Below are 11604 nucleotides of genomic sequence, written 5' to 3' on the forward strand. Positions count from 1 at the left end.
CGCGCTTATCCTTGCGCGTGACACCATTGCGCCGGATCACTCGGGTGACCCTGCTGACGAATTGCGAAATACAGCGCTGGTGTGTCCTGACCGCCACTGTTACCCACAGTGGAGATCGACTCACCGGCTTTTACCACGTCACCGGCCGACTTGAGCAGTGTCTGGTTGTGACCGTAAAGACTCAGATAACCATTGCCGTGATCAAGGATCACCAGCAGCCCGGCGCCACGCAACCAGTCGGCGAAAACCACGCGCCCGCCATGCACGGCATGCACTTGGCTGCCGGCAGCGGCGCTGATCATCACGCCATCCCACTTGGTACGGGCATCGTCGCCACGGCTTTCGCCGAAGCGTGCCAGCAATCGACCATCAACCGGCCACGGAAGTTTTCCCCGGGTTGCAGCAAAAGGGCCACCGAAGGTCTCGCCGCTGCTGGACACCAGTGCGCCGGGGGTTGATTTGACGGGTTTTCGTGGGGCGTCGCTGTTTTCAGCCTGCGCCTCACGCAAACGCTTTTTTTCCGCTTCCTGCTGGGCGATCAGCGCTTTCTGCCGCGCTTCTTCTGCCTCACGGGCCTGACGGGCCAGGGTTTCTTCAATGGTTTTAAGGACTTTAGACAGGTCTGCCTGATCCTGCTCGCGGGCGGCCAGTTTCTGGTCGCGGGCTTTCACGTCATCGTTGAGCTTGGCGAGGACTTGCTGGCGTTCCTTGCGGACCTTTTCCAGCTCGTCGCGCTGGGTGTCGAGGCTGCTTTTCTGTACCAGCAATTGCGCCTGCTGCATGGCGATGTCTTTTTCGACATTGGCCAGTTGGCGCAGGGTTTCGTTGAAGTTCTTCAACTGCTCCAGGCGGGCCTGGCTCAGGTAATCGTAATAGGTGAGGGTGCGGGCGAATTTCTCGGGATTCTGCTGGTTGAGCAGCAGCTTGAGGTATTCCTGACGGCCATTCTGGTAGGCCGCGCGGGCCTGGATGGCGATCAGTCGCTGCTGTTCAGTGCGCGCGCTCTGGAGTTTTTTTTTCTCCGCATCGAGCCGCTGCAGCTCGGATTCGCTTTTCTTCAGCTCTTTCTGCAGGGCATCGACCTGCTTCTCGAGCTTGCCCATCTCGGTTTCAGTGCCCTTGAGCTCTTTCTGCACACCGGATTTTTCTTCCTGCAGCTTGCCCAGCAGCTTTTTCAGCTCGGCAATGTCCTGACGCGTGGCATCCAGCTGCTGTTGGGTTTGCGCGCGCTCGTCAGCGAAGGCCGGTTGGAGCAGGCAGGTCAGAGCGAGGGCGATCAGGACGCGGAGCATAGAGGCGGGCGGCACCAGGGTAATGGACGGCCTAGTATGCCCGCCCGAGGCTGCAAAAAAAACGCCCAATTGGGCTTGTGTGATAACTGGCTGGAGATACAGCATCAAATAATCTTTGAAACCACCATAAACCAATGTAGGAGTGAGCCTGCTCGCGATGGCGTTCTCACATTCAACAGAGTAGTTGACTGTCAGATTGCTATCGCGAGCAGGCTCACTCCTACAGGGTTTTGCGGCGTTTGATGGATTCGGTCAGACCAGAATCGAGGTACCAGTCATTTCCGCCGGTTTCTCCAGGCCCAACAGCATCAGCATGGTCGGCGCGACGTCCGCCAATACGCCGCCTTCACGGACCTTGAGGTCACGCTTGCCGACATAAATGAACGGCACCGGCTCGGTGGTGTGCGCGGTGTGCGCCTGATGGGTTTCTTCATCGGCCATTTTTTCGACGTTGCCGTGGTCGGCGGTGATCAACGCTTCGCCGCCAACCTTTTCCAGCGCCTCGACGATGCGCCCGACGCAGGTGTCCAGGCATTCCACGGCTTTTACCGCAGCGTCGAACACGCCGCTGTGGCCGACCATGTCGCCGTTGGCGTAGTTGACCACGATCACGTCGTAACGCTGATGCTCGATGGCGTCGACGATGCGGTCGGTGACCTCGGGTGCGCTCATTTCCGGTTGCAGGTCGTAGGTGGCGACTTTCGGCGACGGGATGAGGATGCGCTCTTCACCCGGGAACGGTTCTTCACGGCCGCCGGAGAAGAAGAAGGTCACGTGCGCGTATTTTTCGGTTTCGGCGATGCGCAGCTGAGTCTTGCCGTTTTTTGCCAGGTAGTCGCCAAGCACGTTTTCCAGGCTGCCCGGAGCAAAGGCCGCAGGGGCTGGAATGCTGGCGGCGTATTGGGTCAAGCCCACGTACTGCACTTTTGGCTGGCGCGCGCGCTCGAATTCCTTGAAATCGTCTTCGACAAATACGCGGCTCAGCTCGCGGGCGCGGTCGGCGCGGAAGTTCATGAACACCACGGCGTCGCCGTCTTCGACCTTGACCGGCTCGCCGATGGTGGTGGCTTTGACGAATTCGTCGCTCTCGCCACGGGCGTAGGCGGCGTCGAGGCCTTCCTGAGCGGTGGCGGCGTTGAATTCGGCGTTGCCGTCGACGATCAGGTTGTAGGCCTGAGATACGCGGTCCCAACGGTTGTCACGGTCCATCGCGAAGTAGCGACCGATGAGGCTGGCGATGCGGCCCTTGCCGAGCGCCTGGAAGGTCGCGTCGAGCAGCTCGATCGACGAAGCGGCGCTTTTCGGTGGCGTGTCGCGACCGTCGAGGAAGGCGTGCAGGTAGATTTTCTCGGCGCCGCGCTTGAAGGCCAGTTCGGCCATGGCGATCAAGTGATCCTGGTGGCTGTGCACGCCGCCATCGGACAGCAGACCCATGAAATGCACGGCTTTGCCGGCGGCCACGGCTTTATCCACGGCAGCGCAGATGGTCGGGTTGTCGAAAAACTCACCGTCGCGGATCGCTTTGGTCACGCGCGTGAAGTCCTGATACACCACGCGCCCGGCGCCGAGGTTCATGTGGCCGACTTCGGAGTTACCCATTTGGCCGTCCGGCAGGCCGACGTCCATGCCGCTGCCCGAGATCAGGCCGTTCGGCACCGTGGCCCACAGACGATCGAGCACAGGCTTCTTCGCCGCATACACGGCATTGGATTCGTGGCTGTCACTGTGACCGAAGCCGTCGAGAATCATCAGGACCAAAGGTTTAGGCGTGGTAGTCATGGAATCCACTCGTGGCTAATAAAGAAGAGGGCGATGGAAAAGGGAGTGGCGAGTTTAATGCTTAGTTCCGACCACGTCACCGCCGGACGGGGTTTGGCCCACCATAGTGGCTGTGTATACTGGCCGACATTTTAACGCCCTGGAACCTCCTTCGATGGTTGCTCACCTGATTGAATTTGCCACTAACCACTACATTCTTGTCGGTATCTTCGTCGTATTGCTGGCTTTGCTGCTGGCGCACACGATGCAGGGCGGCGGTAAAAGCCTGAGCACCGGCGAACTGACCGCACTGGTCAACAAGGACGCAGGCGTGGTGGTGGACATCCGTCCGGCGAAAGATTACGCCGCCGGTCATATCGTTGGCGCGATCAACATTCCTCAAGACAAGCTGGCTGCGCGTACCGGCGAGCTGGAAAAGCACAAGGCCAAGACCATCATTCTGGTCGACGCCCTGGGCCAGACCGCTGGCACCCACGCTCGCGAGCTGATGAAATCCGGCTTTACTGCCGCCAAGCTGTCCGGCGGGATCTCCAGCTGGAAAGGCGACAACCTGCCGCTGGTGAAGTGATATGAGCGAAGTCATCGTCTACTCCAGCGACTACTGCCCTTATTGCATGCGAGCCAAGCAATTGCTCGCGAACAAAGGTGTGGCCTTCGAAGAGATCAAGGTCGATGGCAAGCCGCAGATTCGTGCTGCCATGAGCCAGAAGGCCGGACGCACGTCGGTGCCGCAGATCTGGATCGGCGAAAAGCACATCGGCGGTTGTGATGATTTGTATGCCCTGGAGCGCGCCGGCAAGCTCGACGCGCTGCTCAAGGCCTGAACGGCTGCACCCACGTACAGCAATCCCTAAAAGACCCAAGATCAGAAAGGATCTGAGATGACTGACCAACAGAACACTGCAGCCAGCGAAGAAGAAACCGCACCGCAATTCTCCTTGCAGCGCATCTACGTACGCGATCTGTCCTTCGAAGCCCCGAAAAGCCCGGCGATCTTCCGCCAGCAGTGGGACCCGACCGTCGGCCTGGACCTGAACACTCGTCAGAAAGAGCTGGAAGGCGATTTCTACGAAGTCGTGCTGACTCTGTCCGTGACCGTGAAAAACGGCGACGAAGTGGCTTTCATCGCTGAAGTGCAACAGGCCGGTATCTTCCTGATCAAGAACCTGGACGCGGCTTCGATGAGCCACACCCTGGGTGCGTTCTGCCCGAACATCCTGTTCCCGTATGCTCGCGAAACCCTGGACAGCCTGGTGACCCGTGGTTCGTTCCCGGCCCTGATGCTGGCGCCGGTGAACTTCGACGCTCTGTACGCGCAAGAGCTGCAGCGCATGCAGGAAGCTGGCGAGACGCCGACCGTTCAGTAAGTATCTGAGCGACGACGCAAGTCCAATGTGGGAGCGGGCTTGCTCGCGAAAGCGCAGTGTCAGGCGACATCAATGTCATCTGATCCGACGCCTTCGCGAGCAAGCCGCTCCCACATTTGTTATTCGGTGTTATTTGAAGTCGTTCTGCCGCCACGCTTCGTACACGGCCACCGCCACGGTGTTGGACAGGTTCAGGCTGCGGCAGCCTTCACGCATCGGCAGGCGCAGGCGCTGTTCGGCGGGCAGGGCGTCGAGCACTTCCGCCGGCAGGCCACGGCTTTCCGGGCCGAAGATGAACGCATCGCCCGGGACGAACGCGGCGTCGTGAAACGGCCGCGAGCCCTTGGTGGTGAACGCGAACAGCCGTGGGTTGCCGAGGCTTTCCAGGCAACTGGCGAGGTCGGCGTGGCGCTGCAACGTGGCATATTCGTGGTAGTCGAGACCGGCCCGGCGCAAGCGCTTGTCGTCCATCTCGAAACCCAGCGGTTCGATCAAATGCAGGTGGCAGCCGCTGTTGGCGCACAGCCTGATAACGTTGCCGGTGTTCGGCGGAATTTCTGGTTGAAAAAGGATGACGTGAAACATGCACGGCTCCGAAGGTAAAGATGACGCGCATTCTACGCCGCAAGCCGACCCGCGTTCGAAACTATTCCCGCGGGTGATCGGTTCGCTGGCGATTGTCGGCGTGATGGTCGGTTTGATGATCGGTCGCCTGACCACGCCGGACCCCAGCGTGCTGCAGCAGGTCGACGTGACCGCTGACGGCCTGGTGGTGTGGTTCAACAACGAACCGAAGCTGCACGGTGAAATCATCGATGGCACCGTGGCCCTGTTGTTTCAGGCAGAGGGCAAGGCGCAAAAGGGTCAGCTCAAGCTCAACGGCAAGGACGTGAACTGGCGAACGCGCGTGAGTGACGGTGGGTTGTTGCTGACGGTGCTGGCGGCGCGGCCGCTGCAAGGGGAGTGGGCCGGGAGCAAGGTCGATGACCACTGGCGGCTGGAGATCCATCTCCGGGAGCAATAAAAGCGGGAATCCCCGGCCTGCCTGTACCAGGGTTCCCAAAACGGGGTGGACTTCGCTGAGAGCGTCGGTCCGGTGTAAAGAGGGAACCCCCGGCCTGCCTGTACCAAGGATCCCAAAAGGGTGGGTTCGCCGCGTTGCGGTTTGAACCCGGTGTAAAGAGGGGAATCCCCGGCCTGCCTGTACCAAGGTCCCCGAAACGGGTGGTGAATCGAATCACCTGTGAGGGTTATTGCAGGCGGCGTGCCAGTATTAGTATTTGGAAACAGAAAAATCCCTCAAATGCACCAAAGCCCCGTAAATCGGGGCTTTGGTGTTTTTACTGGCTGGGTTTTTCAGTCTTGCCTGGATGGTTTTTGCACAGGTTGCGATGCCCGATCACGGGTCAAAGTGCATTAGGTTGGTGCACGGCGGGGCCACTGTGGGAGCGGGCTTGCTGGCGAAGACGTCGCGTCATTCACTGATACGTTTCATGAACAGCGCTTTCGTGAGCAAGCCCACTCTCACAGAGGGCGTGGTTGATCAGCCCTCATCCCCCTCATCATCATCCCCACCGTCCACTTTCATCCCCAATTCCTTGATCTTGCGCGTCAGGGTATTACGCCCCCAGCCAAGCAATACCGCCGCATCGCGCCGCCGACCGGCGGTGTGCTTCAGCGCAGTCTCGATCATGATCCGCTCGAACGCCGGCACCGCGCTGTCGAGCAGGCTCGACTGGCCACGGGCCAACGCCTGATCGGCCCACTGGCGCAGCGCCTGCTCCCAGTTGGTCACTGGCGCCGAGTCCTGCGGCAGGCTCAGCAGTTCCGGTGGCAGGTCACTGATGTGCACTTCGCGCCCGGAGGCCATCACGGTGATCCAGCGGCAGGTGTTCTCCAGCTGCCGCACGTTGCCCGGCCATGGCAGGTTCTTCAGGTATTCCTCGGTCTCGCTTTTCAGCAGTTTCGGCTCCACCGCCAGTTCTTGCGCGGCGCGGCTGAGGAAGTGCTTGGCCAGGGTCGGGATGTCTTCGCGACGGTCCGACAGGCGCGGAATGTGGATGCGGATCACGTTGAGGCGGTGGAACAAGTCCTCACGGAATTTCCCGGCGTGCACCAGGGTTTCCAGATTCTGGTGAGTCGCGGCAATGATCCGCACATCGACCTTGACCGGCACATGGCCGCCGACGCGATAGAACTCGCCGTCGGCCAGCACCCGCAGCAAACGGGTCTGGGTGTCGGCCGGCATGTCGCCGATTTCATCAAGGAACAGCGTGCCGCCGTCCGCCTGTTCAAAGCGCCCGCGACGCAGGTTGGCCGCGCCGGTGAACGCACCTTTCTCGTGGCCGAACAGCTCGGATTCCATCAGGTCTTTCGGGATCGCCGCCATGTTCAGCGCGATGAACGGCGAGGCCGCGCGCGGGCTGTGGCGGTGCAGGGCGTGGGCCACCAGTTCTTTACCGGTACCGGATTCGCCGTTGATCAGCACGGTGATGTTGGAGTGGCTCAAGCGGCCGATAGCGCGAAACACCTCCTGCATCGCCGGCGCTTCGCCGATGATTTCCGGGGTGCGGGTCAGCGCCGGCACTACTTCCAGGCCTTGCTGCTCTTGCGCATGCTGATTGGCGCGCTTGACCAGCGATACCGCCTCGTCAACGTCGAATGGCTTCGGCAAGTATTCGAAAGCACCGCCCTGATAGGAGGCCACTGCGCTGTCCAGGTCGGAGTGCGCGGTCATGATGATCACTGGCAACCGTGGGTGCTGTTCGCGGATACGTGCCAGCAGGTCGAGGCCACTGGCGCCCGGCATGCGGATGTCGGAAATGATCACATCAGGCTGCTGACGGGCCAGACGACTCATCACGCCATCGGCGCTGTCGAAGCTCTGCGTGGTCATGCCTTCCTGCTGCAAGGCCTTTTCCAGAACCCAACGGATAGAACGGTCGTCATCGACGATCCACACGGTTTCACTACGGCTCATGTCGATGTGGCTCCTTGTTCCAGTGGCAGAAAGATCGAGAACGTGGTGTGGCCGGGGTGGCTGTCACACTCGATCAGGCCCTGGTGCTGGCTGATGATGTTCTGGGTAATGGCCAGGCCCAACCCGGTACCGTCCGGGCGGCCGCTGACCATGGGAAAGAAGATGGTTTCCTGAAGTTCTGCAGGGATCCCCGGGCCGTTGTCGATGATCTCGATTTTGGTCACCAGGCGATGGCGGACGTGGCCAATGGTGAACTGGCGCATGGTCCGGGTACGCAGGCTGATGCGGCCCAGGCGCAGCTCGTTCTGGCTACTGATCGCCTGCATCGCGTTGCGCACGATGTTCAGTACGGCCTGAATCATTTGTTCGCGGTCGATCAATACGTCGGGAATGCTCGGGTCGTAGTCGCGCACCAAGGTGATGCAGCCCTGGCTTTCCGCTTCGACCAGTTGGCAGACGCGCTCCAGCACTTCGTGGACGTTGCACAGCGCCAGCGACGGCAGCTTGTTCGAGCCGAGCATGCGGTCGACCAGATTGCGCAGGCGGTCGGCCTCTTCAATGATCACGTTGGTGTAATCGCGCAGGCTTTCTTCCGGCAGTTCGCGGGCCAGCAACTGCGCGGCGCCCCGGATGCCGCCGAGCGGGTTCTTGATCTCGTGGGCGAGACCACGCACCAGCATTTTGCTGGTTTCCTGCTTGGACAGTTGCGCCTCTTCCTTGGTGATCCGCAGCAGGCGATCACGTGGGTGCACCTCAAGCAGAAGCATGGTCGCGCCGTTGCTGAGGATCGGTGTCACTGCGTAGTCCACGGTCAGAGTCTGGCCGGTGAGGGCGGTGAGCATCGCTTCGCGCTTGGTGAAAGGGTGTGCCTGTTCGACCGCCTGACGCAGCGAGTTGAGCGCCTCGGTGGACTCGGTGAACAACTCGCTGATGAACTGCCCATGGCTGCGCTGACCGCTGATGGCCAGCAGCATCTCGGCCGCCGGGTTCATGTATTCGAGGCGCAGTTCGGCGTCGAGCAGGATGGTGGCGGTGGTCAGGTTGTCGAGCAGCAAACGGTGGATTGCGTCGCTAATAGTCATCGGAGCCTCTTTTGGGGGCGGAGCGTGCGCAAGAAGCAGGCGTCGTTAAACGGAAAATGCAAAAACCAAACCAAGGCTCCGAAAAGAAGCGTTCAACCCGTGAAACAGGCGTTTGACGCTCGTTTGCGTGGCAGGATGCCAGCTCGAACGGGAAGTTTCGAACCAAAATGGGTTGGAATCTGGGTACGGTGCAGCCTATTGCACCAATATAGTGCGTAAAGCTGAATGGCGTTAGAAGAAGCGCAGGAAGGGATTTTTTTCTTCGGCGGGTTTGTCTTTCAGCGGACATTCCGGGCGCACGCCGTAGTCCTCGCTGACGCAGGGTTTGACCTGGCGTTTCTGCGCCAGCGAGATGCGCAGCATGTGGAACGGCTGGTTGGCGGTACGCTCGACGGTGCGACCCTGCTCATCAAGGATTTCCACCGACAGATTGTGACTGCCCCGGTCGATGTTGCTCAACGGAAACACCGGACTCAGGCCCGGCTCGCCAGTGGCCTGGCCGTCCAGCAGCAGGCGATAGCGATGGCCCTGCTGTAAGCCAGGTTCGCTGGTGACACTGACGATCACCTCGCCCGCGCTGCTGCGAAGGGTCGCATCCGGCTCGGGGATCAGGATGCGCAGCATGTCGTAGTGAAACGGTGGTTGTTCCGCGACCTTTTTTGCAGCGCTGAGCGGTGCTGCAGTCGTGGGGTTGGCCGACATGCGATTGCTGGTCGCGATAGGTACGCGCTTGGCGTTACCGCGCGGCTGGTCGGTGTAGACGCGATTGCCCTGCGCGTCGACATAGGTGAAGACCTCTGCCGAAACGGGCAGGGCGAACAGGCACAGGATCAGCCAGAAAATTCTCACGGCTTGTGCACCCGCTGTACGGTGAACACCACCGCCGGACTCTGCTGGATGATCGCTTCGCCGTCGAACACCTGCACCGCGAGACGATGCTCGCCGCGATCGACATTCACCAGTTGCAGGATCGGCACGTTGCTCGGCTGGCCGTAAGGCGCGTCGTCCAGCACCAGCCTTAATTGGTGCGGCGCCTGCAGGCGCGGCTTGATCAGCACATTGACAGTGAAGGTGCCGTTGTTGGCGCGCAGCGCTTCTTCGCTGGGCAGGCCGGTCAGTTCCAGCACCTCGTAGGCACTGCGTGCCGCGGGGCGTGTGTCGGTGCTTGAGGGCGCTGGCGCGCTCGGTGCCTGTGGCTCGACGCGGTTGAGTGGCGGCAACTCGACCGGCTGCGCCTGAACACCGTCCGGCGAGTGATCGCTGTAAACCGTGTTGCCATTGGCATCGGTGTACTTGTAGATCTGCGCGGCGGCGGGCAGGGCTATCAGCAGCAGGATGTAGAGAAAGGTGCGACCCATGAAATCGACCGGGAAAGAAAGCGATGGGGTGCAGCATAGGCCAGGTGCGGCGGTTGGCCCAACCCGGGACATATCCGGAGATCATTCAGACGCCAAAAATCCCTGTGGGAGTGGGCTTGCTCGCGAAGGCGGCGTATCAGTCGCCATCCCTGTCAATGACCCACCGCCTTCGCGAGCAAGCCCGCTCCCACAGGGGTTTTGCGTAGTTTCATAAATCGTGGGCAATAAAAAGGCCTCCCGAAGGAGGCCTCTTTTTGTCACGCCGCGTAGCGCGGCGCTACCGGATCAGCAGCTGTAGTACAGCTCATATTCCAGTGGGTGTACGAAGGTACGGACCTTGATTTCTTCTTCGGATTTCAGCGCGATGTAAGCGTCGATGAAGTCGTCGGAGAACACGCCGCCCTTGGTCAGGAACGCACGGCCCTTGTCCAGCTCTTCCAGGGCTTCTTTCAGGCTGCCGCAAACTTGTGGGATCTCTTTCGCCTCTTCAGGCGGCAGGTCGTACAGGTTTTTGTCAGCGGCATCGCCTGGGTGGATCTTGTTCTGGATACCGTCCAGACCGGCCATCAGCAGTGCTGCGAAAGCCAGGTACGGGTTGGCAGCCGGATCCGGGAAACGGGCTTCGATACGACGGCCGCGCGGGCTGTTGACGTAAGGAATACGGATCGAGGCGGAACGGTTGCGAGCCGAGTAGGCCAGCATCACCGGCGCTTCAAAACCTGGCACCAGACGCTTGTAGGAGTTGGTGGCCGGGTTGGTGAAGCCGTTCAGGGCCTTACCGTGTTTGATGATACCGCCGATGAAGTACAGGGCGGTTTCGGACAGGCCGGCATAGCCTTCGCCAGCGAAGGTGTTCTTGCCGTCTTTGGCGATGGACATGTGCACGTGCATGCCCGAGCCGTTGTCGCCGTACAGTGGCTTCGGCATGAAGGTCGCGGTGCGGCCGTAAGCGTCGGCTACGTTGTGGACAACGTATTTCAGAGTCTGAACTTCGTCAGCTTTCTTCACCAGGGTGTTGAACTTGACACCGATTTCGTTCTGACCGGCAGTCGCCACTTCGTGGTGGTGAACTTCAACGGTCTGGCCCATCTCTTCCAGTGCGTTGCACATGGCAGTACGGATTTCGTGGTCGTGGTCGAACGGCGGAACCGGGAAGTAGCCGCCTTTGATGCCAGGACGGTGGCCTTTGTTGCCGCCTTCGATGTCCTGGTCGGACATCCACGAGCCTTGTTCGGAGTAGATCTTGAACATCGAGCCGGAGATGTCCGACTTGAACTTCACTTCGTCGAAGATGAAGAATTCTGGTTCTGGGCCAGCGAAGACGGTGTCACCGATACCGGTGGTCTTCAGGTATTCCTCGGCGCGGTGAGCGATGGCGCGCGGGTCGCGATCGTAACCTTGCATGGTCGACGGTTCGATGATGTCGCAAACCAGGATCAGGGTTGCGTCTTCGGTGAACGGGTCCAGAACGGCAGTGTCGTCGTCCGGCAGCAGGATCATGTCGGAGGCTTCGATGCCTTTCCAGCCAGCGATGGAGGAACCGTCGAACATCTTGCCGACTTCGAAGAAGTCGTCTTCCAGCGCATCGCGAGCCGGCATGGTCACGTGGTGCTGAGTGCCTTTGGTGTCCGTGAAGCGCAGATCAATCCACTTGACGTCATGATCTTTGATGAGTTGAACCGACTTCGACATAGTGTCCTCCGGGTGGCTTAGGGCTTGGTAGTGGATGCCCTTAATAGGGGTGAT

12 protein-coding genes are annotated in these 11604 nt (G+C 60.4%); 4 read left to right on the forward strand and 8 right to left on the reverse strand.

The features are described 5' to 3' along the window. Nucleotides 1–5: 5 nt before the first annotated feature. Entirely contained in the window at nucleotides 6–1292 is a 1287-nt protein-coding gene (locus tag VLA07_RS12375) for a murein hydrolase activator EnvC family protein (protein ID WP_225137135.1), read from the reverse strand. Nucleotides 1293–1544: 252 nt separating this feature from the next. Next, nucleotides 1545–3071 carry a 2,3-bisphosphoglycerate-independent phosphoglycerate mutase gene (gene gpmI / locus VLA07_RS12380; protein ID WP_202370820.1) on the reverse strand — a complete coding sequence of 509 codons (1527 nt, stop codon included), beginning with the start codon at nucleotides 3069–3071 and terminating at the stop codon, nucleotides 1545–1547. Nucleotides 3072–3225: 154 nt separating this feature from the next. Here gpmI and VLA07_RS12385 point away from each other — a divergent pair, with 154 nt between their 5' ends. The 3 genes from VLA07_RS12385 to secB are packed head-to-tail and all read left to right on the forward strand — an operon-like array spanning nucleotide 3226 to nucleotide 4438. After that, on the forward strand, nucleotides 3226–3639 hold the full coding sequence (locus VLA07_RS12385; protein WP_007961724.1) for a rhodanese-like domain-containing protein: 414 nt from the start codon (nucleotides 3226–3228) through the stop codon (nucleotides 3637–3639). A 1-nt stretch (nucleotide 3640) separates the two neighbouring features. After that, the gene (grxC, locus tag VLA07_RS12390) at nucleotides 3641–3895 is read left to right on the forward strand and encodes a glutaredoxin 3 (RefSeq protein WP_003220774.1); all 255 of its coding nucleotides are present in this window, start codon (nucleotides 3641–3643) and stop codon (nucleotides 3893–3895) included. 57 nt (nucleotides 3896–3952) lie between these two features. Next, nucleotides 3953–4438, forward strand: coding sequence for a protein-export chaperone SecB (gene secB / locus VLA07_RS12395; protein WP_027611264.1), 486 nt, complete (start codon nucleotides 3953–3955; stop codon nucleotides 4436–4438). 129 nt (nucleotides 4439–4567) lie between these two features. Here secB and trmL read toward each other — a convergent pair whose 3' ends face one another. Further along, nucleotides 4568–5023: a tRNA (uridine(34)/cytosine(34)/5-carboxymethylaminomethyluridine(34)-2'-O)-methyltransferase TrmL gene (trmL, locus tag VLA07_RS12400; RefSeq protein WP_027611265.1), complete on the reverse strand. Its 456-nt coding sequence runs from the start codon at nucleotides 5021–5023 to the stop codon at nucleotides 4568–4570. Here trmL and VLA07_RS12405 point away from each other — a divergent pair. Further along, nucleotides 5022–5462 (forward strand): hypothetical protein, encoded by a 441-nt coding sequence (locus VLA07_RS12405; RefSeq protein ID WP_333989351.1) that lies wholly within the window; start codon nucleotides 5022–5024, stop codon nucleotides 5460–5462. The genes trmL and VLA07_RS12405 overlap by 2 nt on opposite strands. A gap of 519 nt (nucleotides 5463–5981) precedes the next feature. Here the strand turns inward: VLA07_RS12405 and ntrC are convergent. The 5 genes from ntrC to glnA form a co-directional block, all read right to left on the reverse strand. Beyond that, nucleotides 5982–7418, reverse strand: a complete 1437-nt coding sequence (gene ntrC, locus VLA07_RS12410; protein WP_007961729.1) for a nitrogen regulation protein NR(I) — start codon at nucleotides 7416–7418, stop codon at nucleotides 5982–5984. After that, nucleotides 7415–8500, reverse strand: coding sequence for a nitrogen regulation protein NR(II) (glnL, locus tag VLA07_RS12415; protein ID WP_333989352.1), 1086 nt, complete (start codon nucleotides 8498–8500; stop codon nucleotides 7415–7417). Before glnL ends, ntrC begins: the two co-directional genes overlap by 4 nt. A 231-nt stretch (nucleotides 8501–8731) precedes the next feature. Beyond that, nucleotides 8732–9349, reverse strand: coding sequence for a DUF4124 domain-containing protein (locus VLA07_RS12420; RefSeq protein ID WP_333989353.1), 618 nt, complete (start codon nucleotides 9347–9349; stop codon nucleotides 8732–8734). Further along, on the reverse strand, nucleotides 9346–9858 hold the full coding sequence (locus VLA07_RS12425) for a DUF4124 domain-containing protein (RefSeq protein WP_333989354.1): 513 nt from the start codon (nucleotides 9856–9858) through the stop codon (nucleotides 9346–9348). The genes VLA07_RS12420 and VLA07_RS12425 overlap by 4 nt, the downstream gene beginning before the upstream one ends. A gap of 285 nt (nucleotides 9859–10143) precedes the next feature. Further along, complete coding sequence (gene glnA, locus VLA07_RS12430; RefSeq protein WP_003220788.1) at nucleotides 10144–11550, reverse strand: glutamate--ammonia ligase; 1407 nt, start codon at nucleotides 11548–11550, stop codon at nucleotides 10144–10146. Nucleotides 11551–11604: the final 54 nt, after the last annotated feature.

The sequence above is a fragment of the Pseudomonas sp. S3(2024) genome, assembly GCF_036861315.1.
GTDB classification, from domain to species: Bacteria; Pseudomonadota; Gammaproteobacteria; order Pseudomonadales; family Pseudomonadaceae; genus Aquipseudomonas; species Aquipseudomonas putida_A.